The sequence below is a fragment of the Nocardia sp. NBC_00881 genome (assembly GCF_045207455.1).
GTDB lineage: Bacteria > Actinomycetota > Actinomycetes > Mycobacteriales > Mycobacteriaceae > Nocardia.
The window spans coordinates 7,755,885-7,782,099 of sequence record NZ_CP108798.1 but is presented as its reverse complement, the minus strand read 5'-3'; the positions used below and the strand labels follow the sequence as shown (position 1 = coordinate 7,782,099).

The 26,215-nt window shown below is 64.1% G+C and carries 23 protein-coding genes and 1 tRNA gene; 10 read left to right on the top strand and 14 right to left on the bottom strand.

Going from position 1 to position 26,215, the window contains the following annotated elements; genetic code table 11:
* The first annotated feature begins 93 nt into the window (after nucleotides 1-93).
* Together OH799_RS33055 and OH799_RS33050 are read left to right on the top strand one after the other, a co-directional pair.
* Nucleotides 94-852, top strand: a complete 759-nt coding sequence (locus OH799_RS33055; RefSeq protein ID WP_406272492.1) for an XRE family transcriptional regulator — start codon at nucleotides 94-96, stop codon at nucleotides 850-852.
* On the top strand, nucleotides 839-1,309 hold the full coding sequence (locus OH799_RS33050; protein WP_406272488.1) for an NUDIX hydrolase: 471 nt from the start codon (nucleotides 839-841) through the stop codon (nucleotides 1,307-1,309). Before OH799_RS33055 ends, OH799_RS33050 begins: the two co-directional genes overlap by 14 nt.
* Nucleotides 1,310-1,329: 20 nt before the next feature.
* Here the strand turns inward: OH799_RS33050 and OH799_RS33045 are convergent, their stop codons facing one another.
* From OH799_RS33045 to OH799_RS33035, 3 genes are all read right to left on the bottom strand, one after another.
* Nucleotides 1,330-1,860, bottom strand: coding sequence for an HD domain-containing protein (locus OH799_RS33045; RefSeq protein ID WP_406272485.1), 531 nt, complete (start codon nucleotides 1,858-1,860; stop codon nucleotides 1,330-1,332).
* A gap of 78 nt (nucleotides 1,861-1,938) precedes the next feature.
* Entirely contained in the window at nucleotides 1,939-2,871 is a 933-nt protein-coding gene (locus tag OH799_RS33040) for a tyrosine-type recombinase/integrase (protein WP_406272482.1), read from the bottom strand.
* A 97-nt stretch (nucleotides 2,872-2,968) separates the two neighbouring features.
* Nucleotides 2,969-3,042, bottom strand: a tRNA-Ile gene (locus OH799_RS33035).
* A gap of 117 nt (nucleotides 3,043-3,159) precedes the next feature.
* Between OH799_RS33035 and OH799_RS33030 the strand changes: the two genes are divergently transcribed.
* On the top strand, nucleotides 3,160-3,591 hold the full coding sequence (locus OH799_RS33030) for a nitroreductase/quinone reductase family protein (protein ID WP_406272479.1): 432 nt from the start codon (nucleotides 3,160-3,162) through the stop codon (nucleotides 3,589-3,591).
* Between the two features lie 6 nt (nucleotides 3,592-3,597).
* Here OH799_RS33030 and OH799_RS33025 read toward each other — a convergent pair whose 3' ends face one another.
* Entirely contained in the window at nucleotides 3,598-3,759 is a 162-nt protein-coding gene (locus OH799_RS33025) for a hypothetical protein (RefSeq protein ID WP_406272476.1), read from the bottom strand.
* A gap of 63 nt (nucleotides 3,760-3,822) precedes the next feature.
* Nucleotides 3,823-4,812, bottom strand: coding sequence for a zinc-binding dehydrogenase (locus OH799_RS33020; protein WP_406272473.1), 990 nt, complete (start codon nucleotides 4,810-4,812; stop codon nucleotides 3,823-3,825).
* Between the two features lie 574 nt (nucleotides 4,813-5,386).
* Here OH799_RS33020 and OH799_RS33015 point away from each other — a divergent pair.
* Nucleotides 5,387-5,899, top strand: coding sequence for a hypothetical protein (locus tag OH799_RS33015; RefSeq protein WP_406272470.1), 513 nt, complete (start codon nucleotides 5,387-5,389; stop codon nucleotides 5,897-5,899).
* Nucleotides 5,900-5,935: 36 nt separating this feature from the next.
* On the opposite strand, the gene OH799_RS33010 is transcribed toward OH799_RS33015, so the two are convergent.
* A complete protein-coding gene (locus OH799_RS33010; RefSeq protein ID WP_406272467.1) occupies nucleotides 5,936-6,223 on the bottom strand; it encodes a 2Fe-2S iron-sulfur cluster-binding protein in 288 nt (95 codons plus the stop codon).
* A gap of 79 nt (nucleotides 6,224-6,302) precedes the next feature.
* Here OH799_RS33010 and OH799_RS33005 point away from each other — a divergent pair, with 79 nt between their 5' ends.
* From OH799_RS33005 to OH799_RS32990, 4 genes are all read left to right on the top strand, one after another.
* Entirely contained in the window at nucleotides 6,303-7,694 is a 1,392-nt protein-coding gene (locus OH799_RS33005; protein ID WP_406272464.1) for a WS/DGAT/MGAT family O-acyltransferase, read from the top strand.
* A 203-nt stretch (nucleotides 7,695-7,897) separates the two neighbouring features.
* Nucleotides 7,898-8,644, top strand: coding sequence for a glucose 1-dehydrogenase (locus OH799_RS33000; protein WP_406272460.1), 747 nt, complete (start codon nucleotides 7,898-7,900; stop codon nucleotides 8,642-8,644).
* 395 nt (nucleotides 8,645-9,039) lie between these two features.
* Complete coding sequence (locus tag OH799_RS32995; RefSeq protein WP_406272457.1) at nucleotides 9,040-9,291, top strand: CsbD family protein; 252 nt, start codon at nucleotides 9,040-9,042, stop codon at nucleotides 9,289-9,291.
* A gap of 272 nt (nucleotides 9,292-9,563) precedes the next feature.
* A complete protein-coding gene (locus tag OH799_RS32990; protein WP_406282813.1) occupies nucleotides 9,564-10,454 on the top strand; it encodes a DUF5996 family protein in 891 nt (296 codons plus the stop codon).
* A 191-nt stretch (nucleotides 10,455-10,645) separates the two neighbouring features.
* Here the strand turns inward: OH799_RS32990 and OH799_RS32985 are convergent, their stop codons facing one another.
* Both OH799_RS32985 and OH799_RS32980 read right to left on the bottom strand, forming a co-directional pair.
* Complete coding sequence (locus tag OH799_RS32985) at nucleotides 10,646-12,121, bottom strand: sialate:H+ symport family MFS transporter (RefSeq protein WP_406272454.1); 1,476 nt, start codon at nucleotides 12,119-12,121, stop codon at nucleotides 10,646-10,648.
* A 23-nt stretch (nucleotides 12,122-12,144) separates the two neighbouring features.
* Nucleotides 12,145-13,074 (bottom strand): dihydrodipicolinate synthase family protein, encoded by a 930-nt coding sequence (locus OH799_RS32980; RefSeq protein WP_406282810.1) that lies wholly within the window; start codon nucleotides 13,072-13,074, stop codon nucleotides 12,145-12,147.
* 255 nt (nucleotides 13,075-13,329) lie between these two features.
* Between OH799_RS32980 and OH799_RS32975 the strand changes: the two genes are divergently transcribed.
* Complete coding sequence (locus OH799_RS32975; RefSeq protein WP_406272451.1) at nucleotides 13,330-14,004, top strand: FadR/GntR family transcriptional regulator; 675 nt, start codon at nucleotides 13,330-13,332, stop codon at nucleotides 14,002-14,004.
* 273 nt (nucleotides 14,005-14,277) lie between these two features.
* Here OH799_RS32975 and OH799_RS32970 read toward each other — a convergent pair whose 3' ends face one another.
* On the bottom strand, nucleotides 14,278-15,741 hold the full coding sequence (locus tag OH799_RS32970) for an MDR family MFS transporter (RefSeq protein ID WP_406272449.1): 1,464 nt from the start codon (nucleotides 15,739-15,741) through the stop codon (nucleotides 14,278-14,280).
* A gap of 630 nt (nucleotides 15,742-16,371) precedes the next feature.
* A complete protein-coding gene (locus OH799_RS32965) occupies nucleotides 16,372-17,385 on the bottom strand; it encodes a saccharopine dehydrogenase (RefSeq protein ID WP_406272446.1) in 1,014 nt (337 codons plus the stop codon).
* Nucleotides 17,386-17,558: 173 nt separating this feature from the next.
* Between OH799_RS32965 and OH799_RS32960 the strand changes: the two genes are divergently transcribed.
* Nucleotides 17,559-19,004 carry an ATP-binding protein gene (locus OH799_RS32960; RefSeq protein ID WP_406272444.1) on the top strand — a complete coding sequence of 482 codons (1,446 nt, stop codon included), beginning with the start codon at nucleotides 17,559-17,561 and terminating at the stop codon, nucleotides 19,002-19,004.
* A gap of 419 nt (nucleotides 19,005-19,423) precedes the next feature.
* Here the strand turns inward: OH799_RS32960 and OH799_RS32955 are convergent, their stop codons facing one another.
* Genes OH799_RS32955 through OH799_RS32940 form a run of 4 tightly spaced genes read right to left on the bottom strand, consistent with a single transcriptional unit; the run spans nucleotide 19,424 to nucleotide 26,131 of the window.
* Entirely contained in the window at nucleotides 19,424-19,657 is a 234-nt protein-coding gene (locus OH799_RS32955) for a DUF6959 family protein (protein WP_406272441.1), read from the bottom strand.
* A 5-nt stretch (nucleotides 19,658-19,662) separates the two neighbouring features.
* A complete protein-coding gene (locus OH799_RS32950; RefSeq protein WP_406272438.1) occupies nucleotides 19,663-25,128 on the bottom strand; it encodes a putative T7SS-secreted protein in 5,466 nt (1,821 codons plus the stop codon).
* Nucleotides 25,125-25,724, bottom strand: a complete 600-nt coding sequence (locus OH799_RS32945; RefSeq protein WP_406272435.1) for a hypothetical protein — start codon at nucleotides 25,722-25,724, stop codon at nucleotides 25,125-25,127. The genes OH799_RS32950 and OH799_RS32945 overlap by 4 nt, the downstream gene beginning before the upstream one ends.
* Nucleotides 25,721-26,131 (bottom strand): hypothetical protein, encoded by a 411-nt coding sequence (locus tag OH799_RS32940; RefSeq protein WP_406272432.1) that lies wholly within the window; start codon nucleotides 26,129-26,131, stop codon nucleotides 25,721-25,723. The genes OH799_RS32945 and OH799_RS32940 overlap by 4 nt, the downstream gene beginning before the upstream one ends.
* Nucleotides 26,132-26,215 lie beyond the last annotated feature (84 nt).

The window sequence follows — 26,215 nt, the reverse complement described above, 5'->3', positions numbered from 1 at the left end:
ATTGAGAGGCACGAGCACCTCATAGGTGGACTTCTGCGGACGTCTCCGGTAACGTGAAGACGTCCCTACTCGTCCCTCAATTTTGGAGGCGACATGCCGAACGAGCGACTGCGTGATGCACTGCTCCGGAACGGTCTCGACATCACTCACGTCGCGGAAGCCGCTGGCGTCGAAGCGAAGACCGTTGAGCGATGGATCACGAAGGGACGGATTCCGTACCCGCGGCATCGCAACACTGTGGCGGCGCTCGTCCGGGAAACGGAGAACTACCTCTGGCCGGATGCCGTTGCGGCGGAGCGTAAGGCGGAGATTGGCGAATCCGAGGTGGTAAAGGTGTATCCACACCGGAGCGCAATTCCGAGCGACGTGTGGAAGCGGCTTCTAACTGGCACCAGTGAACAGCTCGACGTACTTGTTTTGGCGGGATTGTTCTTGGCAGAGGAGCCAGAGTTCGCGCGGACGATACGACAGAAAACGCGAGAGGGATTGAAGGTCCGGCTGTTGTTCGGCAGACCCACCGCGCCCGAGGCGAACAAGCGGAGCGCCGAAGAGCGACTGGCGCCCGGCACCGTCCCATCACGTATCAGCAATGCTCTCGCCCTTATCGAGCCACTCTCGAAGATTGACGGCGTCGAACTTCGGTACCACGACACCACGCTGTATAACTCGGTGTTCCGCTTTGACGAGGAGATGATTGTGAACGCCCACGTCTATGGCTTGCCTGGCGCTCACGCCCCGGCCTTACACCTTCGCCGACTTCCTGCTGGCGACCTGTTCGAGACATACATGACAAGCTTCGAACACGTTTGGGCGGGAGCCAATTCGGAAGTTGGTAGCAATGAGTCGAACTGACTACTACCACGACCCGAACGCGCCGACCCCGAACAGCGTCAAGGTCGCGGTCAGCGCTGTAGTTCGGGATTCCGTCGGAAGAATCTTGATGATTCACCGTACAGACAATGACCTTTATTCGATCCCGGGCGGCGCACTGGAGGCCGGTGAGACGATCACACAAGCGCTCACACGAGAGGTCAAAGAAGAAACCGGGATTGACGTGCGAGTGACCGACCTCATCGGCATATTCTCCAATCCGGAGCATGTCATCGCGTATGACGACGGAGAGGTGCGCCAGGAGTTCTCGATCTGCTTCCACGCCGACCCGATCGGTGGCGAACTTCGAACCAGCTCAGAGTCGAAAGATGTCAGATGGGTTGAGCCCAGCAAGATTTCGTCGTTGAGCGTCCATCCCTCGATCGCGTTGCGAATAGAACATGGTCTGAGCACATCAGCAGACCCGTTCTACACGTGACAACCGAATTCACAGCCCTATCAGCCATGCAGTAGCTTCTCGGTACGCTCAGCTGCTTCGATCAACTCAGGCGCCGCCTCGTCCAGCGACTTGGAGACGACATGGTCCGGGCCATACCGTTCGCGAACCTCGGCAACGCGACTGCGAACATCTGTTGTTTCTCCGGTTGGGGTCGTCGTCATATCGGCCCACCAGAGGGCATCGCGCAGCGCTGTCTGCTCATCTGACCAATCAATCTCGATGTCCCGGTTTCGCGCCTCTACACGCGCACAGGAATGGTTGGCGACGAGAGCGCACAGGCGCGTCGGCGCTCCCTGCTGTCGCAGGAACTCAGCGCCGTCGACGGGATGGAATCCAGTCCTTCGGATCGATGGCGCATAGCCGATATCGTGCAGCCAGGCCGCGACAAGCAGGAGGTCGGCGTCGTCAACTACGTCAACGGCCTGCTTGGCGTGTCGAGCGACGCCCTGGACGTGCTGCCATCGTCGAGACATACCGTCGAGACTTTCCTGCGCGAGCCGCGCAGCCCAGGCGACGAAGTCCTCGGTCATAGAGATAACCGTAACGCCTCGCCGGACGGCCCACCGATGCCCCAAAGGTCGATTGGCGATACCGAGGAAGCCGCCGTCCTACAACTTGTCGCCCAGCCGTGCCCGGCGGTGCGCGGACTTCGCCCGGCTGTCCGCGACCGCGGCGCCGTACCGCGCGAGCATCTGCCGCGACCGCCATCCCGCGAGCATCATCAGGTCTTGCTCCTGGCCGCCACTGTCGAGCCAGGTGTGGGCGAAGAAGTGGCGAAGTTGGTGCGGATGTAACCGTTCGATTCCAGCTGCGTCGCAGCGGCGTTCGAGCATCTGCCGGATTCCGGAATCCGTCATCGAACCGCGATACCCGAGCCAGAGTGCGGGATTGTCGTTCTTCGCGCCGGAATGTTTTGCCCGCACCCGGAGGTACCGCCGTAGCGCCGTTCGGGTCTTGTCTCCGAACGGGCACGTTCGCGGCCGGCCGCCCTTGCCTAGCACCAGCACCGTGTTCTCGTTGAAGTCCAGCGAGTCCACCTCGAGCGGTGCGAGCTCGCCGCACCGCATCCCGGTGTCGGCGAACAGTCGGATGATGGCGTTGTCCCGTCGGTCGGTGAAATCGACCCCGTCGCATTCTGCGAGCAGTGCCTTTACCGCGTCCATACTCGGCACCGGCACTTGCTGATCAGGGACCGCCGGCGGGCTCATCTTGTCGAACGGATTCGCGTCGATGATCTCCTCGGCAGCGAGGTACTTGAAGAACTGTTGCAGCGACCGGTACTGACCGCGTGCGTACTCCGGCGACAGCGGCTCGCCGGTCCGCTGATTGGGCCGCGTGAGCAGGTCCTCGATGTAGCCGCCGATATGGGCGCGGGTGATGTCGGGTGCCGTGGTCGGCAGCTCGCGCTGTTGAAGGAAGTCGGCGAAGTACCTGATTCGGGTGAGGTAGCCGTCGATGGTCTGCTTGCTCCGGTTCTTGCGGCGCAGCTCCGTCGCGAAGTCTTCCGCAAGCTCTCGGATGTCGTCTAGATCCAGCCCCATCACCGGATTCTACCGGCAAAATACATTGCTGTCGGAGCGCTGTTCTGGACTAACTCGGCTGTCGAGTTCAGCGTTTCCGCTGGTCAGATAACATTTGTGGGGCGGGCGGGGCTCGAACCCGCGACCAATGGATTATGAGTCCACGGCTCTAACCGACTGAGCTACCGCCCCTCGCCGCGGTAATCCGCGAGCATGGGGGATGCTACCGGGTCGGGCGGGGTATAAACCAGTTGGATGGCCAGTGGCTCAGGGTGCGATCGTTCCGGAAACCTTACTGGAGGGTCAGATATGGCCGGTCTGTTCAGGAACGTGCTGAAGGCGCATCAGTGGGTGTACGAGCACAGCGGCGGGCTGGTGGGGCATCGGTTGCTCTTGGGGAATCCGACGTTGCTGCTTCGGATGGTGGGCCGCAAGACGGGAAAAGAGCGGACCGCGGCGCTGACGTACGGGCGCGACGGCGAGGATTATCTGGTGACGGCTTCCAACGGTGGCTCGCCGCGGCCGCCGGCGTGGTTGGCGAACCTGAAGGCCAAGCCGGAGTGCGAGATTCAGGTCAAGCGGCGGAAACTGACGGTGCTGGCGCGGCCGACGCTGCCGGATGATCCGGACTACGCTCGGCGGTGGGCGATCGTCGACAAGGTGAACAGGGGCCGCTATAGCGCCTATCAGAAGCTGACCAAGCGGCCCATCGCGGTCGTAGTGCTTACCCCGGTCGGCTGAGCGGGCTCAGCTGTCGGGGTAATCGTCTCGCCAGTCGTCCTCGTAGTCCTCGGCGTCACGTCCACCCCAGGGCTCGATATCTTTCGGCGGCCTGCTGGCGAACTGCACCACAGCTACGACGATGCCGAGGACCACGATGACGGCACCGACGACGATCAGAGTTTCCACGCAGGCACCCTAGCGCCGTCGCCGACACCACGCACTACAACAATTCTCCAGTTACGGGGTAGTTCACACTGTTAACAAAGTGCGTCCTAAGGTCGCCCGGGATTCGATGAGGGCGTGCGCCCGATCGGCCTGGTCGAGCGGAAAGGTCTGACCGATGACGACCTCCAGGCGACCCGCGGCGACCTCAGCCTGTGCGCGCTCGGTGACCGCATGCCAGTCGGTGTCGGCGCTGGTGATGTCGAACAGCCCGTACACGGTGATGCCGCGCGCCGCGGCCGCCGCGCGATCCAGTGCGGCGAATTCTCCTGCGGCGGCGCCGTATCCGAGGAACCGGCCACCGTCCGCAACTGCCGCGAGCGCGGCCTCGCCCAGTGTGCCGCCAGCGCCGTCGAAGACGACCTGCACTCCCCCGCTGGCGGCGTGCGCCTTCGCCGACCAGTCGGGTTCGGAGTAGTCGACCACCGCATTCGCGCCCAGTCGTGCCGCCAGCTCGAGCTTCGCGGCGCCGCGGGCGGCGGCGACCACGTTCGCGCCCGCCGCACGGGCGAGCTGGATCAGCAACGTGCCGAGCCCGCCCCCGGCGGCGGTGATCAGCACCCACTCCCCTGGTTGCACGGCGGCGCGGTCGAACACCGCCAGCGCGGTCCTGCCGTCGTGCGCTAGCGCGACAGCTTGCGGCATGCTCAGCCCATCAGGCACGGTGACCAGCGTATTTGCCTTGGCCAGCGCCTTCTCGGCGTACCCACCGATCGGCAGTCCGCCGCCGATCCCGCTGGCCGCGGTCGGGGTGGACACCCGCTTCCCCACCCAGGCCGGATCCACATCCGGGCCGACCGCCGCGACAACGCCCGCGATCGCACCGCCTGGCACGTATGGCGGCTGGATCGCGAAGAAGTCGGTGCCCCAGCCGCCGCGCAGCCGGGTATCCAAGAACATCACGTCGGCGGCCGCTACGTCGACCACCACCTCACCTGGTCCGGCCACCGGCTCCGGCAGCTCGCGCACCGCGAGCACTTCCGGTCCACCGAACTCACTGGCCTGCACAGCCCGCATGACATAACCTCCATCGTTCCTTGCCGCATCGGACACCGACCAGCATGAAACATGAAGCATGGTTGAGGTCAAGTCGTGCGACGACGGTCAGGAACCTCCACCGCAGCCGCTGCTACTTCCGCCACCACAACTGCTACTACTTCCCCCGCCGCAACTACTGCTACTTCCGCCACCACAACTGCTGCCACTCCCCCCACCGCAACTGCCGCCGCCCCCGCAGCTGCCGCCGTGGTGATGATGATGGCCGCCCCCGTCACCCGGATTCCAGCCCCCGCCACAGCCATTCGACCGACTCGGGTCGTAGCCGCCTCCGAGACCGACTCCACCAGCCGCCCAGAACGGGTCCGAACTGCTGGGCGCCCCGCCGTAATACCCTTCGCCGCGATGTCCCGGGCGCCATGGCCCGTACGGTGGCGGAAGGTACCGGTTGCGTTGGGAGCGGAGCACAATGAACACCACGAGGGCAGGTACGGCCCCGAACAACACCACCACCAACAACCCGAGGAAGACAAGAATGATGGTGGCGCTCATATCAAGACGGTAGCCGCAGTGATGCGCATGCGTACAGTGAACTGTGGCGTTATTCCGCTTCCGTAAGTCCACGGTCGACCTGACGACGGTGCACACCATCGTCGACGCGCTGGAACTTCCCGAGGCCGTGTACAAGACCTGCCCGTGGCAGCCGCGCGAACTGGTGGAGACCGGCCTGCGGCAGTGGCTGCGCTGCTGCGGCGCCGCGATGCGCGATGACCAGGTGATCGGCATGCCTTCACACGCGGTGGACGAGGCATGGCACGGATTCATCCTATGCACGCAGCGCTACGCCCAGTTCTGTGCGGCAGCCTATGGCCGCTTCCTGCACCACTTCCCGGAAGGCGCTGGGCCGCCGGGTAATTCACACGGCACGATGGCCGAACAGCTCGGCCGTACCGTGGTGGCATGGTCGCTGGTGGCCGCACGGGACGAGGAGTGTGTGCTGTGGGACCTGGACCGCAGGGCTGGCGTCGACCAGCCGTGGGGCGTCGATGCCGGGCGGGTCGAAGCCGTCGAGGCCGAAATCGCCCGGACGACTGAGAACCTCATGTGAGCGTCACCCGTCTTCTCCTTGCCGACCGGGTCGGGCTCACAAGTCGAGCACGAGTCGCTCACCGTCGGCACGGGATACGCAGACTAGCATCTCACCCGCCTCGTGTTCTGCGTCGGCGAGCACGCTGTCCAGGTGGTCGGGTTCACCCGCCGGCACCCGGACCTTGCATGTGCGACAGAAACCCTGTCGGCACGAGTACGGCTGTTCTGGCCGGCCTGACAGGATGGTGTCGAGCGCGGAGAAGTCCACAGCGACCTCGACCACCGGTCCGTGAGAGGCGAATTCGATCCGCGCGCCTTCCCGCACGGCTGTAGCAAAGATCATGCATATATAGAACTTTTAGTAACATACAAATTCAGGACTAACTGCCGGATATTAGAACGCGTTCCAGTAGGCTTTCGCTATGGAACGATTGACCGGATTGGATGCCAGCTTTCTCTATCTGGAAACCGGGACACAGCACTTGCACGTGTGCGGACTGCTGATCCTGGACCCCTCCTCAGGGGACTACTCGTTCGACAAATTCAAGGCCGAACTCGGTCGTCGACTATCCCTGATTCCGCAGCTGCGCCGCCGGGTCGTCGAGGTGCCGTTCCACCTCGACCACCCCGTCTGGATCGAGGACCAGGATTTCGACCTGGACTACCACGTCCGCCGCATCGCGATCGCCGCACCGGCCGGACACCGCGAACTCGCCGAACTCGTGGGGGACATCGCCGGCCGCCCGATGGACCGCGATCGCCCGCTCTGGGAGATGTCCCTGGTGGAGGGCCTCGCCGACGGCGAGGTCGCGGTGATCTGCAAATATCACCATGCCGCGGTGGACGGCATCACCGCCGCCAACATGATGATGCACCTGTGCGACCTGGAACCAGGCGTCACCAGGCCGGAGCCGGACCAGGACTGGCAGCCCGAGCCGAGGCCGAGCGAGTGGCAACTGCTGGCCCAGGCGGTGATGAAGTTCCCGGCGAAGATGGGGATCGTCGGCATGGTGCCGAAAACCCTCGGCGTGGTCGCCGGTCTCGCGCAGCGACGCCGAAACAACAAGGCCGGCATGGCGATACCGTTCTCCGCCCCTCGCACACCGTTCAATCTGGCGATAACCCCGCATCGCGCCGTCGCGTTCACCCAGGCCGAGCTCGACAAGATCAAAGAGATCAGTACCGCGTTCGGGGTGAAGGTCAACGACGTCGTGCTGACCATCGTGGCGGGTGCGCTGCGCGACTATCTGGAAAAGCACGACCATCTGCCGGATCGCTCGCTCATCGCGTCGGTGCCGGTCTCGGTCCATGATTCGACGCGACACACCGCGGGCATCAACAAGGTGTCCACACTGTTCGTGCGGCTCGGCACCGACGTCGCCGATCCGGTGGAACGCCTTCACCAGGTGGCCGAGGCCAATTGCGGAGCCAAAGAGGAACACGACTTGATGGGCTCGGACTTTCTGCAGGACTGGTCGAAGTACGCTCCGCCGAACACCTTTCGGCTCGCCGCACGGATGTACTCGTCGCTGAAACTGGCCGAGATGCACCCGGTGGTGCACAACCTGGTCGTGTCCAACGTGCCCGGTCCGCCGATGCCGCTGTACTTTCTCGGCATACGCGTGGACGGCATGTACCCGTTCGGGCCGGTGTTCCATGGCGCGGGACTCACCGTGACCGTGTTGTCGAACAACGGCAAGCTGCATTTCGGTTTCATCGCCTGCAAGGAACTGGTACCTGACATCGCGCAGCTGGCCGACGCGGTTCCCGGCGTGGTCACCGAATTGCTGTCCGCGGCACGAAACTCAGTGTGATCGCCGCTCATACGGCGGATTTCCCCGCAGCGCCACCTTCGCCATCGCCACAGGACCGAACCGACTCAGATGACCTCGGGTCGCCACAGTCGATCTCGGGACGGCGACCGGCTTCGACCGCACCTGAGCTACTGTCGCGGGATGCGCAGCGGCGCATTTCTGTAACGTGTTGCGGACGATTTCGGAGAGACGGAGGTACCGCCATGGGTCGGTTGACCGGCAAGGTGGCGTTGATCAGCGGCGGAGCGCGCGGCATGGGCGCCGCGCACGCCAAGGCGCTGGTCGCCGAGGACGCGCGCGTGGTAGTGGGCGATGTGCTCGACGACGAGGGTGCCGCGGTCGCCGAGGAACTGGGTGACAACGCCGCTTACCTGCACCTCGACGTGCGTGAGCCGGAGCAGTGGCACGCTGCCGTTACCGAAGCCGTGCGGCGCTTCGGCTGGCTGAACGTGCTGGTGAACAACGCGGGCATCGCCAACGGCAACACGCTGGTCGCCTTCGAGCTCGCCGAATGGCAGCGGATCGTCGACATCAACCTGACCGGCACGTTCCTCGGCATGCAGGCCGCGACGCCCGCCATGATCGAGGCGGGCGGCGGCTCGATCATCAACATCTCCTCCGTCGAGGGCATGCGCGGCAGCCCCGGGCTGCACGGCTACGTGGCCACCAAGTTCGCCGTGCGCGGGCTCACCAAGTCCACGGCACTGGAGTTGGCGCAGCACAAGATTCGGGTGAACTCGGTCCACCCCGGCCTGATCCGCACCCCGATGACCGAGAACATCCCCGAGGACTTCCTGCAGATCCCGCTCGGCCGCGCGGCCGACCCGTCCGAGGTCTCCGCCTTGGTGACCTTTCTGGCCAGCGACGAATCGTCGTACTCCACCGGCGCCGAGTTCGTCATCGACGGCGGTCTGACGGCGGGCATCCCGCACAAGTTCTTCGACAGCTGACCGATGCCGAGAAGGATCACACAGCTGCGGTAACCACGCCCAGTGGCGGCGCGCCCTGCGCGGCTGCCTCCGACTTGCAGTCACCCTGCGTCGCGCAGTCAGCGCCACCGTGCTGACCTGCCGAATCGCGCTCCGAGCCGGCCGCGGCCGCCCTATCGGCACAGACCTGACGAAAGCGTGACAGCCCGGGCCGTGGCACGCGACTTTCCGGGGAGCACCCGCCCGTCTCGCCTCGCACGAATCTGATGCCGATGCGCATTCTGCTGACCGACGGTTGTCGAAGGACCGCCGGATGGCGGGGCGGCCCGGCGAGTTGGCCAGGTCACAGCTTGATTGGGCCTTTCGGACCGGGGTATGCGGTCGGTGTCAGCCGACAAACGATTCGGAGGAATGTCATGCCGGAGCATCAGAGCGGACCTCGGGAAGCTGTCGAGGGTGTCGTCGAGGACATCAAGGGCAAGACGAAGGAGGCTGCGGGCGTCGTCACCGGCGACGAAGACCTGAAAAAGGAGGGGCGCGCGCAGCAGGACAAGGCCGAATCCCAGCGTGACGCGGCGCAGAAGGAAGCGGAGGCCGAAAAGGCACGCGGGGAAGCCGATCTCGACGAGGCGCGCCAGAGCGCGCACCAGAGTGGCAAGGACGTCTAGTTTCCGATGCGGCGGTAGGGGGGTACGACCCGTTCCCGGTCGGCGGCGATTTGCCGCCGCCGGGCCGCCATCGTTCCCCCTGGTGGAATTCGTTGCCCGCCAATCATTCGCTATAACGTCCGCAGTATCCGCGCGATGACCTGACACCAAGGCCTCTTGAAGTTCCCAAGATTGGGGGTACAGCAGTGACAGGCACTGAGCCCACGCGTCGACTGCGGACGTGGCCGGCATTGCGCGTCGATGACTGGACTCCCACGCGCGAAACCCTGCATATGTGGACGCAGATCGTCGGCAAAATCAGACTTTCCCGGGCTCCGCTGGTCAACCACTGGTGGCAAGTCACCCTCTACGTCAGCCCGCGGGGACTGACCACTTCTGCCATTCCGCACTCTGCGGGCTCATTCGACATCGAGTTCGACTTCGTCGACCACAGGTTGCACATCCGATCCAGCGATGGCCGGACCCGGCAGGTTGCGCTCGAACCCAAGCCGGTAGCCGATTTCTATGCCGAAACTATCAGCGCCCTAGGCGAGCTGGGAATTCCTGTGCAGATCCAAGCCAAACCCAATGAGGTTGATCCGGCGATCCCGTTCGCCGAGGACCACGAGCATCGATCCTACGATGCCGCGGCCGCCAACTTGTTCTGGCAACAACTGGTCGCCGCCGACCGCATCTTGCACGAGTTCCGATCGCGCTTCACCGGCAAAGTGAGCCCAGTGCACTTCTTCTGGGGAGCGATGGATCTCGCGTGCACCAGATTCTCCGGGCGGACAGCGCCGCGGCACCCGGGTGGTGCCCCGAATTGTGGCGACTGGGTCATGGTGGAGGGCTACTCCCATGAACTGAGCAGCTGTGGATTCTGGCCTGGTGGCGGGGCCGAAGGTGCCTTCTACGCCTACGCGTATCCGGAGCCCGAGGGATTCGCCGACTACCGCATCGGCCCGCGAGAAGCCTTCTACAGCCGAGACCACCGGCAGTTCCTCCTGCCGTACGAGGCGGTCCGGACCGCCGAAGCGCCGGAGCGGGCGCTACTAGAGTTCCTTGACACGACATATGAGTCCGCCGCCGAACTCGGCCATTGGGACCGCTCCGCGCTGGAGGCCGACCCGGGGCGCTGGAACCACAAGCACCGAATACACAACCCATGGCAGGTGGAGCCGTGACCGACCGCCAAGCTCTGCCGGCCCCGAGCACGGAGGCGCCGATGCCGTCCTGGCCGGGCACCTCTAATTTGCCCTTCCCCGTTGGGGATCGGCCTGCGCGACACCGTAGAAGTCGGGCAAGTGCGCAGGAACAACACGTTGATCCGATCCCGGCCCGATAGCCGACGCACTGGTTCGATTCGCCGAAGTGGTCACTTGGGATCCGACTGGGCGGGAGCCACACCGCGCGTGCTGCCGTCGGTGGTGTCTCCGACCCACACAGCATCTGGCCCCAACCATCGTTGTACGCGGGTCGGGGCGTCGGCCGCAATGAGCATCATGACCACGAGCGTCAACCCGAATGACAACATCGCCAGCGCGGTACCAAGGCTGATGCGCTCGGTCAAAGCCACGCCGAGGGCCGGTGCCACCGCTCCGCCGAGGGCCCCGACGTTGTAGGTCAACCCCAAGCCCGCGGCGCGCTCGCGAACGGCGAAGTATCCGCCGATCCATTTCGGTAGCAGGCCGGAAATCCCCTGGCCGAACATCTGCTGGATAAACAGCAGAACGCCGAGCAGGACCAGACTCGCGCCGCCGACAGCGAAGACAGGGAAAATCAGCAGCTGCGACAGCGCCAGGCTCACCCAGTATGCCCGCGCCGTCCCGAACCGGTCACCAGCGAATCCGGCAACGCAACAGCCCACAGCCGTACCGAATCCGGCGAAGAACAACACCGTACTGGCGTGGCCAGGGCTGTATCCGAGATCGCTCTTCAGGTACGTGGGCAGTAGTGCCTGGATCGGCCACGAGTATAGGAACGCGGCGAATACGGTGACCATCAAGGTGACCGCGGTCGGCCAGCGGACACCATTGATCTGCACCGTGTATGACACGAAGACCAGTGCGGCCGCTACCGCGAGTACAGCCACCACAACGCCGTGCACCGCATTGGTGAATATCAGCAACAGTGCGGCGAACGCCACTGCGGCGAGCACGGCATTCACCACCGCCCTACCTCCACGAAACAGCACATGCAACGCCGATGACGACTCTCGCGGAACGACTGTGACTTCCCAATCTCGTGACTCGGGCAGACTGCGCCGCAACCAGACGGCGACAATGATCGGCGCGACTCCGATCAGGAACAACGCGCGCCAGCCGAAGACGGGAACCACGAGGGCGTAGGCACCGGCCGCCACGACAGTTCCGATCGAATAGCCGGAAATCAGGAACCCACTTGCCTTGTTCCGCAGCTGCGTCGGCCAGGACTCGATCACATAGGTGGAGCTGGCGCCGTACTCTCCGGCCATCCCGAGCCCGATGATCAGCCGCGCGACGAACAACACACCGAACGACGGCGCCAGCCCGCAGCCGAGGGTGCCGACGCTGAACAGTCCGATCGAGGCCACCATGGCCGGTCGCCTGCCGTAACGGTCGCCCAGCGCGCCCAGCGCGAGACCACCCGCCCAGCGGGAGATGAACGTGGCCGACACCAGGCTCGCCGCCCGGGCCGTAGTCAGCCCGAAGGCTTCTTCGACTTCGGTCAACACCAAGGTGATCAGCACGAAATCGAAACCGTCGAGCAGGTAGCCGAGCCAGGCGGCCGTGAATGACTTCCACTGCTGCACATCGATCTGCCGATACCACGGAAGTGCCTGGGCCCGCGCGGATTCCGCGTCACTGGTCACGGGAGTGTCCACACCGAATCTCGTCAGGGCAGCAGGCCGGCTTCGGCGAGGATCGCCTCGATCTGCTCGACCTCTCCGTCATCGAGCGGAAGCTGCGGTGGTGCCGTCACGGCGTTGCCGATCACCCCCCGCAGCTTCATCGCGGTTTTGAAGGCCCCCAACGCGGCGGAACCGCGGCCCATCCGGTCCGGTGCACCGACATCGACGATCGAGAACAGGCGCAGCAGCCGCTCCTGCTCAGACCGCGCCGCAGCTGAATCGCCATTGCTCATGTGTCGGTAGACGGCGACGAACCCTGCCGGATCCACGTTCGCCAGCCCAGGGACGGCTCCGTCGGCACCGAGTGCGAGCATCGTGTCGACCAGAAGTTCCGAGCCCGTGAGCACGGCGAAGTCGTGCAATTTGCGATCCTGCTTGCCCAGCACGAGAGCACGGAAGGAGGCATCGGCACCGCTGGAGTCCTTGATTCCGGCCAGCACCCCATCCTCGGCCAAGCGGAGCACCAGGTCCGAGTCCAGTTTGCTGTGTACCGCGATCGGAATGTCGTAGGCGATGATGGGCAACTCGGTCCGGTCACGCAACATCCGATAGTGCAGCTCGATTTCGGCGGGATGGGTCCGGGCATAGAACGGCGCGGTGACCACCACACCGTCTGCGCCTGCTCGACCGGCCATGTCGATGTGCTCGGCGACACGCAACGTCGTCGTATCGATACATCCGACGAGCACCGGCACACGTCCGGCGACGTGGTCCACCACCGCCTCCACCACCAGCGCGCGATGGCGATCGGGAAGATAGGCGACCTCGCTGGTGGAACCGAGTACGAACAGACCGTGCACACCCGCCGCCAGCAGGAAATCCACTGTCCTGCACAGAGATCGCGCGTCGACACCGAAGTTGTCGAGTAGCGGAGTGCACACCGGCGGGACGATGCCCCGAAACGTCGTTGCCATAGTCGGCTCCAATGCCTCTGGATGGGTGAACCGGTGTGCCGTAGCACGCTCGGCGACGATTGAAAAGTCCGTCATCCGACGCAAGGCGAAGTCTTAGTCGTAGGACGTAGGATGTCTCATGACGGTAGAAGGCGGACCAAGGAGAGTCAAGGCCGACGTCGCCACGGTGAGATCGGCTCGCCGAGCCCCGAGTCGTACCATGTCCTCTGAGACGAACAAGTTGACGGCATGGTTGCCAGAAGAGGTCCACAAGGGATGTCACTGCAGGAGCGGGTTGTCAACCTGATTCTCGAACGTGGTCTGGGACCGGGCGATGTGGTGCCGCCGGAACCGCAGCTGATGGCCGAACTAGGGGCGAGCCGCAACTCGGTGCGCGAGGCCCTGCGGGCCCTGCATACGCTGGGAATCGTCGACATTCGGCACGGCCACGGCACCGTGGTCGGACATGCACCGATGACCGCGATGTTGCCCGCCTTGCGGTTCCGGGCCCAGCAGGCGGTCCGGCATGACGCCGACGACCTGGCGGAGCTGGTCCAGGTGCGCCGAATACTGGAGGTCGCGCTGATCGCCGAGGCGGCGCGGCTTGCCGATGACCAGTTCCTGGCGGACCTCGAAGACGCGATCGCCGAGATGGAGACCGGGAATCTGGCCGAAACGGATCGCCGGTTCCATCTGACGCTGTACCAGCGGGTGGACAACGAGATCGCCACCCAGCTCATCGATCTGTTCTGGACTGTTTACCACCAGATCGACGCCGACCTACGTCCCACCACCTGGAAGCGCTCCGAGATCATCGCCAAACACCGCTTGATCCTGCACGCGCTGCGCGCGGGTGACCCAGAGGCCGCGCAAGCGGCGATGTCGGCTCATTTCGCTGATATCGAGACGCGCTCCAGGCGACCGCCGCGGCCGATACCCGCCTCGGCCTGACATCATCCGCAGCGCCACCGGCAAGGCCTGACACCTGCAACGCGAAACACCGGACCGGTGAAACCGATTCGCCGCAGCGCACCCGCCTCGGGCAACGGCACCCCGATCCGATCACCGGCTGAAGCCACAAAGCTGAGTTCGAATCCGATGTCGCCTCCAGCGAGCGCGGTTCGGCCCATCGCATCACGGCCGCAACCGTCCTGACACAGGCCGAAAGTGCGACGAAGCCCCTGGCGTTCGATCTAGCCAGGGGCTTCGTCGTGCCGATCCCGTTCAGCCCTTGACCAGTTCGGGAGTCGTTGTCTCGGGCTCCTCGACTTCCTCCGGGGTGACGGCCCGGCTCGGCAACAGCACTGCCATGACGATCACGATCAGCGCCAAGGCCGCGGAGACGAGGAAGGCCAGGCGCATGCCATCGAGGTGAGCGGTGACGGGATCGGCGCCATCGGCGACGAGCGTGGTGCTGCGGGCCGACATCACCGTCACCACCAGGGCGGTACCGAAAGCCGCGGCGACCTGCTGCAGGGTGCCGAGCATGGAACTGCCGTGCGAATACAGGTGCTGCGGAAGCGCGCCGAGGCCGAGAGTGAAGACCGGGGTGAAGGTCGCGGCCAGCGACACCATCAGCAGAATATGCAGGGCCAGCAGCTGCCAGTACGGCATGGTCATGGAGATCTGGGTGAACCCGGCCAGCGACGCGGCGATCCCGATCGACCCTGGAATCACCAGCAAGCGTCCGCCGAACCGGTCGAACAAGCGCCCAATGGTAGGTCCGAGCAGACCCATCGCCAACCCACCCGGCATTACCAGCAAGCCGGTCTGCAATGGGCTCAGACCACGCAGGTTCTGCAGGTACAACGGCAGCAGGATCATCGACCCGAGCATCGCCATGAACGCGACCGACATCAGAACCAGCGCCTTCGTGTAGATGCCGGACAGCAGGACCCGCAGATCCAGCAACGGAGTGCCGGTGCGCTGCAGCCGCAACTGACGGAGCACGAACGCGGCGATGAGGGCCGAGCCCGCGGCAACGATCAGCGCCGGGCTGGTGAGGTTGCCACTCTCGAACCGGCTGAGCCCGAACACCAGCCCACCGAACCCGAGCGCGGCCAGTGCCACGCTTGCCGAGTCGATTCCCCCGGCTTGTGGTTCACCGACGTTCTCGAGCTGGCGCAGGCCCAGCCAGGTGATCACCCCTGCAATCGGCAGCACCAGCACGAAAAGCCAACGCCACGAACCGATCTGCAGCACCACTCCGGAGATCACCGGCCCCATCGCGGGTGCCACCGATATGGCCAGGGTGACATTGCCCATCACCCTGCCGCGGTCATGCTCGGGCACCACCGTCATCAGTGTGGTCATCAGCAGCGGCATCATCACCGCGGTGCCGCCGGCCTGGATGATCCGTCCGAGTAGCAGCACCGCGAACGACGGCGCGACCGACGACAGCGCGGTACCGGCCAGGAAGACCCCCATCGCCACGGCGTAAGCCTGCCGGGTCGACACGCGCTGCAGAAACCAGCCGGTGGTCGGGATGATCGCCGCCATCGTCAGCATGAATGCGGTGGACACCCATTGCGCCGCCCGCTCGGTGACCGCGAGATCCTCCATGAGTCGCGGGATCGCGTTGATCATGATGGTCTCGTTCAGGATCACCACGAAAGTCGCGAGCACCAAGACCCGGATGACGGTCGGTGTCCGTCCTCCCGAGGCGGGAGCGGATGGTTCGGCGGACATCGGATACCTCCGGAGTATGGACGTTGGCAGGAGTGTGTGGCCCGTTGCCGAGTCACCGGATCGCGTCCCGGCGCCACAGCGGTTGAGACGGCGTCGGCTGATCGAACTCATCGGGCGCGGGTCAGTATTCCGGTCGGCACCGACACAAATCACCCGGTTTTCCCGCTGATAGACCACGCACCCTACTCGGAACTTGCTGTTCAGCAGCCTTTCCCATGAGCTGTCGATACCAGATCGTGAGCCTGGTCACCTATCTCCGGACGGCGTCACCGTCGCCTGACCACGTCTCGCGCGCGACCACGGTTGTCATCACCCGAACGGCCATACGCCGGCGCAACCCGTTTCCGTGTCGTTCGGGCCCCGAAACGGACAAACCGGGGTCGAACTGGTACGTCCAACCTGGTCGCAGCTTCTCCCGACCCGCACCACCTCGCCGATGAACCGGCGACTTGCTGTGCTCGAACCTCTTTCCCGTCCGTTGACTACTCCAGACTGCGCCACGGCATTCCGGCATGTTCGTGATGCCGGGACCGGACGCTACTCGTCCGACGTCGCGGGGCGGCGAGATCCCGGCCGTCAGCATGAATTCAATTCGAGCAGCATGTCATTACAGTCACCTCGTCAGGGCGTTCAGCTGCCGCCTCGTGCGCCGACGAACGTCGTGCCGATCTCTACCATCCGCTCTACGACATAGGCCGGGTCGAGTAATGCCTCCGGGGTGTGGATGCCCGGCGCCACGGCTTCGCCGCGCAGACCGAGCAATCGTTCGACGCCGAGGGCGACGCCGAGTGCGGTCAAGGGGCGCTGCCCCGCCGGGTGGACGAGGGAGCAGCTCGTGCTGAGCGGGGCACCCGTGGGATCAGTTCCTTCGAGGTCGATCCTGACCTCGGTAGAAGCGGGTTCGCCGCGGCGTCTGCTCGCGGTTTCACCGACCGCGAATTCGAAGAGGACGTTCGGTGCGCCTGTCGCGAGGGCCAGGCTCGGGACGTCGAGGAAGGCGAGAATCTGGCCGGGCAGGACGGTGCCGTCGACACTAGGCACGCCCACCTGAGCTTCGGGGCCGGTGACCCAGGTGAAGACGCCGTCGCGGCGGACAAGTCCCCCGGAGGGTGCTGCCGCCAGGCGCTGCATATCCGCTATCCCCGCGGGCCCGCCGGTGTCGGTTTCATCCAGTACGGCGCTGATCCGGATGGTGTCGATCCGGTCGAACTCCCTGGCCGAGTCCAATGTCGCGAGGACGAGGATACCGGCGAAACAGTGGCTGGCCACCAGGATCGGCGCGGCACCTGCCCGCTGGCCGCTCGCGACGACCTCCGGTGCGATATCCAGCAAACCGCTGGAGATACTCAGATAGGGCAACCCGTGGTGCTGTGCATAGCGCAGCCCGTTCAGGCGGTTGTCCCACAGTGCCGCCACGACCGCCGAGTAGTTGTGGTCAGCCGGGAGCCCGAGATCGCGGCGCCGTAGATCAATGGTCACGGCCGTCGCGGCGCCGAGTTCGTCGGCGACGCGCTGCGCGCGATCGAGATCGCGGCCCGCGATTGTCAGCGGCAGTGTTGGGTGCCACCGGCGCAGGATGGTGGCGGTGTTCGCGCCTGCCTGGCCCGAACCGCCCATGATCAGCACTGGTTTCGACTGTTCCACTGTGGTTTCCTCTCGATCGCACATTAAGCTACATTTTGTAGTCTACATTTTGTAGCTAACTGAAGCGACAGCGCAAGGGAGGGCAATGACGACAGCACCGGCACACCGGCACGCGTAATGTAGATTGAATCTATATAGATTCTATCTACATAGACTCGTCTCAGGAGCGGGCAGTGACATCAGGGTTCGTCGGCCGGAGTGTCGAGCTAGGACTGCTGCAGGCTCGCTTGCAGCGTGTCGCGGAGTCCCGCAGGGGCGGCGCCATTGCGATCAGAGGGCGCCGACAGGTCGGAAAATCGCGGCTGGTTCAGGAGTTCTGCGACACGGCGCAAGTGCCATACCTGTACTTCACCGCCACCAAAGGTATGCCGGTCTCCGAATCACTCGCGATTTTCCTGGCGGAGTTGAAGAGATCCGGGATCGCACCCGATCCCGAGACCCTCCCTGAGGGCATCGGCGGCGGCTGGACCGACACATTCCGACTGTTGGCGGCCTCGCTCGGTAATACTCCGGCCATCGTCGTGATCGACGAATTGCCTTGGCTAGCAGAACAAGACACGGTCTTCGACGGCGCGTTGCAAACGGCGTGGGACAGGTTGCTGCAGCACCGCCCGGTCTTTCTGCTACTGCTGGGCAGTGACATCCACATGATGGAACGACTCACCGCCTACGATCGCCCGTTCTATGGGCGAGCCGACAACCTCGTACTCGATCCGCTCAACCCAGCCGAAGTCGGTCGCGCTCTCGGACTCGACGCAGCCCAGAGCATCGACGCACATTTGATCACCGGCGGGCTGCCAGGCATCTTGCGTAGCTGGCCGCATGGACTGCCGCCGCTTCAGTTCATCCGACGCGAATGCGGCGATCCCGCCGCGGCGCTGTTCGGAGTGCCCGAGTCCACCCTCCTGGCCGAGTTTCCCGCACCCGACCAAGCGCGACGCGTACTCGAAGCGATCGGCGGCGGGGAACGCACCCACGCCACCATCGCGGCCGCGGCGGGCAGCCGCAGCGGCGCATTGCCCTCCGGATCATTATCGCCCCTGCTACACCGACTTTCGGCGGACAAGCAGGTGCTGTCAGTAGACCAGCCACTGTCGGTCAAACCCGGGAAACCAGCACTCTACCGGGTCGCTGACAGCAACCTGCGGCTCTACCTCGCCGCCCTGCGCTCGGTTCAGGACCTTGTTCGACGGGGGCGAGGCAACGCGGCCTATGAATTGTTCGCTCGACGCTGGACCTCCTGGCGCGGCAAGGCTGTCGAACCCCTCGTACGAGACGCGCTCGAACTGGCCGCGCTCGCGGGAACGCTGCCCTGGAACGGCGTCACCGCGGTCGGCGGCTGGTGGAACCGCACATTCAACCCCGAGATAGACCTCATCGGCGCCGACCGCTCCCCCGTTGCCAATCGGGTGATCTTCGCCGGATCGATCAAATGGCTCGCTACCCCGTTCGACCGCCACGACCTAGCCGAACTGACTCGCGGGGTCGCCAATGTGCCAGGCTTTGCCCCGCGCGAAACAGCACTGGTCGTGGTGTCCTTGACCGATATCGAACGCACCATCGCCGATACCGTCGACCTGGTGTGGAACGCCGCTGACGTGCTGTCGGCGTGGAGTTGAAAGTTCCGTATCGAATCTTCGCAGAACTCCGACTCATTCGCGCTGATTGCATTCAGCAGTTCCCGACCGCCGATTCCTGTTGTCATTGCATATTCGATAACGCGGGCCGGTTTGATGATCCAGTTGCGTCTTGGCTTCTCCACATTCCATGCCACGCCACCACCATAGGATCAACCCCGGACTGATACGCGTACCGCGTCGTCCGGTTCACATTCGTAGCGCCAAACCGCACCCGGTGGCGTCGTTATCGAGTTCGACTCGTCGCAACCTGGATCAATCCCCGCCCACTCCGCATGCCCTGGGATCGACAGGGTGCCGATGACACAGCGATACCCGCTTTCGGCATCAGCTCGGAACCCGGGCCTCGGCCAGCCCGCCATTCCCACCTCTGCACATCCCTCGACCGCCTCGCAGTATCCTTACGGTCGGTAATATGGCAGATCGATGCCCGCCTCCCTCATCATGGACTCGTAGAGATCTACCCATTCAACGAGAGTTTCATGGGCAAGTGACCCCGGGCAGTCCTCCTCAACGGTCTCTAGGAGAGATTTCAGGGTATCGCCTTGTACCAATAACCCTGGGAATTTTCGATTAGAATCACGAACCAATCGAATGTTCCCGCGATTCGCTAACTCTTGAAGTTCGATATCCACTTTCACTACCTTGGGTAGAAGGTTATATATGGCCTGCTCATGTCGACTGGACCTCTTAGGATGTCGAATCTTCGGCCGTATCCCAGCTCGGCCGGCCCAACCGGAAGTGAGTTATAGATCTTCTTTCTGATCTTGTTGTTAAAATCTTCGACGATGTAGTCCCAGTCGGAAAATGCATGTGCGGTCCCCTCGGCCCGACTGCCAACCAGACTTATCGGCTGCCCGATCTTGTCTGCCGCATTTTGAATACGCTGGGCATCACTGACACTTATGTTGTCAAGAGACGCACCGCCGCCGACCTCTACATTGCACGGCTGTGGGACAAGACCGAGTGGGTCGACCCAGGTTGTGGGGTTGTGAGGGTAAATGCTCGGGTTCGAGGCCGGTAGCAACCCCAGCGGGTCCTGTGTCAAATAGCGACCGGTAGCGGGGTCGTAGATACGGTTCAGATTGTAGTGCAGACCGGTTTCAGAATCGTGTTGCTGGCCAGGAAAACGCAGAAGTGTGGTGACGTCGCCGTTCCAGATCGAGTTACCCCAAAGTCCGACAGTGGCGATGGCCGCAGTGGTTGCGGCGTGTGGGTTGACAACTTCGACGGGAGCGCCTGCGAGGTCCGTGACGATTGCGTAGAACTGGCGATCCACTGTTTCTTGGTCAGTGGCCTGGGTGATCGGGGTGTACGAATCCGGATGGTAATGCCAACGGGTCACCGAATCGGCGGTGGTCTGTTCGATCAGATGGGTATCGTCCCAGGTGTAGTGGGTACATTCGAGGACGGTTCCGTTGGTGGCCAAGCGCAGCTTGGTCGTGCGGCGCCCAAGTGCGTCGTAGGTGTATCGCCACCATTGATGGTCAGGGGTCCAGACGTCGACGAGCTGGTCGAAAGAGTTGTAGCGGTAGTGCCAGACGTCAGGTTTGCGGGACAGGCGAGTAGTGGTCTTACGGATGAGACGACCGGCCTCGTCATAGTGGAAGCGGGTTCGGCCGTCGCGGATGAGCAAGTTGTCGCGGTATTCGCGGCGATGATTGGGTTCGTGTTGCGCTCTGTGGGAACTGTGCCGGGAGGCAAGCAAGGTCGCGGTTTTCCCGCCATCTGTGTCAAGCGAGTTATCCAGGGTCGGCCATGCGCTGGTGATGTTGCTGAGTGGGTCGTAGGTGTATTGCTCGGCAAGCATGCTGTTGCGGGTGATCGATGTGACGCGCCCGGCAGGGTCGAGGATGTAATCGCTCACCACAGAATTGGTGTCGGGGCGAGTGAGGGTGTGGTTGACGAGGTAGCCGTCGGGTCGGTAGGCGTATTCGTCGTGACGGAGTGTCCGGGGGGTGAGGCGCGGTCCGGTGTCGAGGTTCAGTGATGTGGCGGGGTGGGCGATTACCTGCTGGCTGGTAACGCGGCCGATATCGGAAAGCGTTCGGCTGATAGCGATTTCGCCGACACGCCAGCTGTTGAGGCGCCCGATCGGGTCGTAGTGGAAGGCGAGTTTGTGTCCGTCGGTGGTAAGGCCGCGGACTTTGCCGGTGCTGTCGTAGTCCCAGCCCGTGGTGGCGCCGGCGGGGGTGGTGCGACGGATGAGGCGACCGGAGTGGTCGTGGTCGTGGCGCATCGCCGGTTGGTCGTCGAGTTGTTGTGAGGCGAGTTGGCCGGTGGCGGTGTAGGTGAATTCGAGGGTGTGGGTGGGATCTTCGTCTAATCCCGAGACTGCGGTCAGGACTCGTCCGCCGAGGTCGTGAGTGTATCTGATCCAGTCGCCGGTGTCGGTGATAACCGCGGTGAGGCGGCCAAGGATGTCATGAGTATGGTGGCGGGTGACGCCGGTGGCCGGTGTGATCGAGGTGACTCGTCCGGCGGCGTCGTGGGTGTATCGGGTGGTGGCGCCGGTGTAGTCGGTCTGGGTGATCAGGCGCCCGGCTGGGTCGTAGCCGTAGGTCCAAGTCTGACCGAGGGGGTTGATGACGTTGGTGAGACGACGCTGGCTATCCCATATGTAGCGGGTGGTGGCGCCGTCGGGATCGGTGCGGGAGTGCAGTAGGTCGAAGGCGCCATAGGTGAAGCGGATGAGGTTGCCTGCGCGGTCGGTATGAGTGAGAGGGTTGCCTTCGCCGTCGTAGGTCCACGACTCGGCATACCCGTCCGGGTCAACCCGGCGCAGCAGTTTTCCGTCAGGATCCCATTGATAGTGAGTCTGGGCATCCAGCGGGTCGGTGACTCGAATCGGGCGGCCACAGCAGTCTCGCTCGATGCGTGTGATTGCCCCGGATGGGTCGGTAACCTGCACGGCCAGGCCTGCGGCGTCGACTTCGATGCAGGTGCGTGTGTCGACCGCACTGATGATCTCTGCGATCGCACCGTTGGGGTGGTAGGTGTACTCGGTCCTGGCTCCTGTCGGGTCGATAACGGCGGCGAGGTTGCCTGCCTTGTCCCATTCTTGTTGTCGCGCAGTACCGTCGGCGTCAGTGACTCGGGTTGGCCGGTTGCGCCAGATGTACTCGATTTCGACGGTGCGGCCGTCCGGGCGGATGATTTCGGCGATGTCGCCCTCGCCGGTGTACCGGTATCGGGTCACCGTCCCGTCCGGCGCCGTGACCTTCAGTGGTTTGCGGTCGGCGTTGTAATCGGTATGAGTGCGGCCACCGGCGGGGTCGACGAGGTCGCGCAGGCGAAAGTCTCGATCGAAGCCGTGGGATGTGGTGGCTCCGAGGCAGTCGGTGACCGTGGTGAGACGGCCAGTTCCGTCGGGGAATTCGAGGTAGTCGAAGTCGGTGTCCAGGATCCCGGCGGTTCCGCGCTGGAAGATGACACGGCCGGATTCGTCGTAGGTGTTGACCATCTGGTTGCCGTTGGAATCGGTCCAGGACCTCAGCCGATGTTCGTCATCGTAGGTGTAGCTGGTGGTAGCGCCGATAGCGTTTGCAACAGTTGACAGCTGGCCCGCCTCGTAACCGAATTTCCTTATTCGAGTTCGAGTTTCGGCGCCATCGGAATCTGTGTCGAGTATGCACAATCCGGTGACGCGCCCCGCGGCGGTGTCGATGCGTACTCGGTATCCGCCAGAGTGTGACACCTCGACCGGTGCGCCGTCGGTGTGGTAATGGAAGCGGATCCGGTTGCGGTGGCGGTCGGTGATCGCGGAGATGGCGTAGTTGCCCAGGCGCGACTCGATGCCATCGAGAGTCGTTTCGGGCGCGAAATGCCAGAGTATTTCCCGCTGTCGATCCCAGATGCGATAACCGCCGACCTCGGTTCGGGTCAGCGTCCACGCCTGTCCACCGGTCACCGGTTCGGTAGCGGCACCGACCTCGGCGTGCGGGTAGGCCAGCATGATGCCGTCCTCACCGAGGAAGGTGACTCCTTCGTGCTCGACGACCAGACGCATGTCCAGGGTGGTCGACCACGAGGGGCCGAACCAGCGGCCGTACCGGTAGTTCGAGCGATGCGTGCGCCGCAGAGTTAGTGCAAGGACACCGGGAAGGTTGACATCAATTTCAGGGAGCAAAAATTCGCCGGTCGCGATATCGACGGGATCTTCGGAGCAGGTTTTCTCACCCCCGGTGCGGTCGTTATCCGCACCGTTCTCACGGGCGGTGTCACCGGCGCCTTGATCAGCGTCGGCACGCTCCTGCGGAGTCGGGTGCTCCTGGGGTGAATCATGATGGACCGGTTGGTTTTCCTGGGCGGGATTGTCGTGTCCATTGGGATTCGTGCCGTCCCTGTCCGAGTGTGTGGGTTCTGTCCCGTCGTGGGTTTGATGCGGACTGCCGTCACCATGATCTGTTGGGGTGTCGGGTGAATCGGTGTGAACAGGCGGGCTGGAGTCTGGGTTGGGGTGGTGGCCGGATGTGTCGTAGCTCGGGTTCGGCCCCGAGGACACCTCGGTATCCGGCCGAACCGCAGGTGTGGCGGAGGGCTGCTGATGCGATGTTTGGGGCGTGTCGCCGGGATGTTTACCGCTGGGGTGCGAGTCGGGCGGCGCCTGTTCGGGGTGCGCCTGCTGGGGCGTGTCCGGCTGAGTGTGCCCCGGTGCGTTGTTGTCGGGCCCTCGTGTGCCGGAGTCCGATGTGTGCGTGGAAGTTTCAGATTGCGGGTTGGTCGTTCCCGGTTGCGTCGGCGACTCGGTTGTCGCGTGTGGTTGTGTGCCCGGCTCGGTGGTGCTCGGATGGGTTCCGGTCGGAGTGCCCGGCTCGCTGCCGGTCGAGGTTGGTGATGGTGCTTCCGTTGTCGGGTGTGTGCTCGCTGGTGTGCCCGGTTCGTGCGGGGCCGACGAGGGGGTGTGGGTCGCGGAGGTGCTGCTCGGGGTATGCGGTGTCGTGTGTGGGACGTGTTCGGCTGCGCTGGTTACGGCATGGGTGGTCTTGCTGACCTTCGAGACGTCACCGATCTTGTCCAGCACCGACAGCGCGGGTTTAGCCGCACCGGCACCGCCGGTGCCCACTGTGGTGATCAGGTCACCGGTCAGCGAGCCTAGGAATTCCGACGGGTTCTTGCGCGCACCGGACAGGATCGAGGACACCGTCGCCCCGGGATCAGCCGCCGCGACCACCAGCCCGGTGCCCAGATCCGACATCCCCGACAAGTATTCGGCCGGATGGGTCAGGTTGTAAGCGTCGATCGGGCTGACCTGACGCACGAACTGCACGATCCCGGTGAAACTGGTCAGCAATCCGGAGGTGAAGTTCAGCTTCGCCTGATCGACCGCCCCCGATAGATCCGAGACATTGGAAGACCAGCGTTCGGTGAACGGCGGCTCGGTGGGGGCGGCCTCGGTCGCCGCCGCCAGCGCCGCCGCAGCCGAGTTCGCCGCGTTATCACGCTGTGAGCGTGCGCCGCGCAGGATCTCGCGAGCCTCGTTCCGGATCGAGGTCCACGTGTCGGTCAGAGGTGTCTTGCGCTTCTGCTCGTCGGACAGTACGTTCCACTGATTCTTCCTGGTGATTTCCTCGGTATCGGCCGCTTCCCATCTCGCGATCGCATCGGCTGCTTTCGTCTGTGCCGCAGTGACCTCGTGGTACCAGCCGTCGAGCACACCCGAAGCTTTGTGCATCGCGTCGGCGCCCGCCCACCACAGCTTCGGCTGCTTCGCGAACTCGGTGTGAAACTCCTCAGCCGCCGACCCAGTCCAGTCCGCGGTGTTGACTGTCCGCAAGGCGTCACCGGTCTTGCCGATCGAGTCGCCCATCTTCTGCAACATCTCGACGGCGTCGTGGATCGCCGAGGGCTCGCCCCGGATCAGTTCTTTCGGGTCGGTGGTGTGCCCGAGTTCGCGTTCTTTGATTTCACCGCCGGCGAGATCTGCGATCTTGTCACCGAGGTCGTCGAGGTTCTCCGCGACACCGTCGGCACCGACCTTGCTCGCCAGCCCCGCCGCCGCGTCCAAACCAGCGTCGGCGAGCTCGCCCGCCTTCTGGGTGACCGATTCGACGCCGTGCTCGACCGCGTCACCGACCTTGTTGACGAAATCACCGAGACCACTCACTTATCGCCCCCATCTCGACCATTCATGATCTCCGCAGCCCGCTCGGCAGCACCGGTATTCCAATGCCGCGGAATCCCCGGTATCGGACCGCTGTTCCCCAACGCATCCGGGCCCACCGCCTCGATCACCTCCACATTCGTGCCGATATGGGTGAAGGCATTCTGGAACGACTCGGCGCTGTAGTCGGTGTGGCGGACCTGGTTGAACTGATTGTCGGCCAACGTGTCTGCCCACGACCGCGCATCGATCTCTTCCTTCGACAGATGCGGGTTCCCCGTCAGCTGCGTGAACATCTCCTTGAACGTGTTCGAGAACTTCTCATCCATGAGGTGATAGCGCCCCGCCGCCAACCCCAACGTCTTCGCGATCTCGTTGCCCGCCTGCACCAGCGCCCGCACACCCCACGACCAACGCTCGGTGAAGGTCTCGAAAGCGCTCTGCACCGACGCCTTACCCGCCTCCATCGGCGACAGGGTCAACAACGAGAACCCGCGCCCCATCGCCCCGGTCTCCCCCACACCCAGATCCGACAACTCACCGATGACCCCGGTGATCCCATCCGCAGCTTGCTGCAGCACCGCGGGATCAACATTCAACTGATCTCCCACCGCCGCTGCCTCCCGTCCCCAGCGGAATCGTCCGACACCTGCGGTGGAAACGCCATCGGCGCCGAACCGGTGATATCGACCGCCACACCCGTCGGCTCCGACCGCCCAGCCGCGTACTGGGCCAGCCGCGATCCCAACAGCGAGTGATACCGATACTGCTGATCACCAGCGACACCCCGCGCAGCCATGTACTGGGCGTACTCCTCGACGCCGGTGAACGCGCAAATCCAATCAACACCCCCAACCCGAGAGACGTACAGGCGGTCATCATCGACCAACGGCACCAATAGAGCAGCCTGCCGAAACGCCGCCTGCAGCACCTCAGGCTGCCCGAAACCGGCATAGAAGGCCGCGATCTCCGCCCGCAACGCGCCACCACTGTTGAACTCAGCCAATCGCCTAGCCACCCCCACGATCTATCGGCCACCCGCCAAACCAAGCCTTCGCAGCATACCTAGGGCTCGCTGGCCACCGCCCGG

Excerpts from the sequence above, each read along its gene's own strand:
- OH799_RS33005 (WP_406272464.1), top strand. The coding sequence starts at position 6,303 with ATGGAACGATTGACCGGATTGGATGCCAGCTTTCTCTATCTGGAAACC.
- OH799_RS33020 (WP_406272473.1), bottom strand. The coding sequence starts at position 4,812 with ATGCGGGCTGTGCAGGCCAGTGAGTTCGGTGGACCGGAAGTGCTCGCG.
- OH799_RS33010 (WP_406272467.1), bottom strand. The coding sequence starts at position 6,223 with ATGATCTTTGCTACAGCCGTGCGGGAAGGCGCGCGGATCGAATTCGCC.
- OH799_RS33050 (WP_406272488.1), top strand. The coding sequence starts at position 839 with ATGAGTCGAACTGACTACTACCACGACCCGAACGCGCCGACCCCGAAC.
- OH799_RS32975 (WP_406272451.1), top strand. The coding sequence starts at position 13,330 with ATGTCACTGCAGGAGCGGGTTGTCAACCTGATTCTCGAACGTGGTCTG.
- OH799_RS33000 (WP_406272460.1), top strand. The coding sequence starts at position 7,898 with ATGGGTCGGTTGACCGGCAAGGTGGCGTTGATCAGCGGCGGAGCGCGC.
- OH799_RS32990 (WP_406282813.1), top strand. The coding sequence starts at position 9,564 with ATGTGGACGCAGATCGTCGGCAAAATCAGACTTTCCCGGGCTCCGCTG.
- OH799_RS32995 (WP_406272457.1), top strand. The coding sequence starts at position 9,040 with ATGCCGGAGCATCAGAGCGGACCTCGGGAAGCTGTCGAGGGTGTCGTC.
- OH799_RS33055 (WP_406272492.1), top strand. The coding sequence starts at position 94 with ATGCCGAACGAGCGACTGCGTGATGCACTGCTCCGGAACGGTCTCGAC.
- OH799_RS33045 (WP_406272485.1), bottom strand. The coding sequence starts at position 1,860 with ATGACCGAGGACTTCGTCGCCTGGGCTGCGCGGCTCGCGCAGGAAAGT.
- OH799_RS33040 (WP_406272482.1), bottom strand. The coding sequence starts at position 2,871 with ATGGGGCTGGATCTAGACGACATCCGAGAGCTTGCGGAAGACTTCGCG.
- OH799_RS33030 (WP_406272479.1), top strand. The coding sequence starts at position 3,160 with ATGGCCGGTCTGTTCAGGAACGTGCTGAAGGCGCATCAGTGGGTGTAC.
- OH799_RS32970 (WP_406272449.1), bottom strand. The coding sequence starts at position 15,741 with ATGTCCGCCGAACCATCCGCTCCCGCCTCGGGAGGACGGACACCGACC.
- OH799_RS32980 (WP_406282810.1), bottom strand. The coding sequence starts at position 13,074 with ATGGCAACGACGTTTCGGGGCATCGTCCCGCCGGTGTGCACTCCGCTA.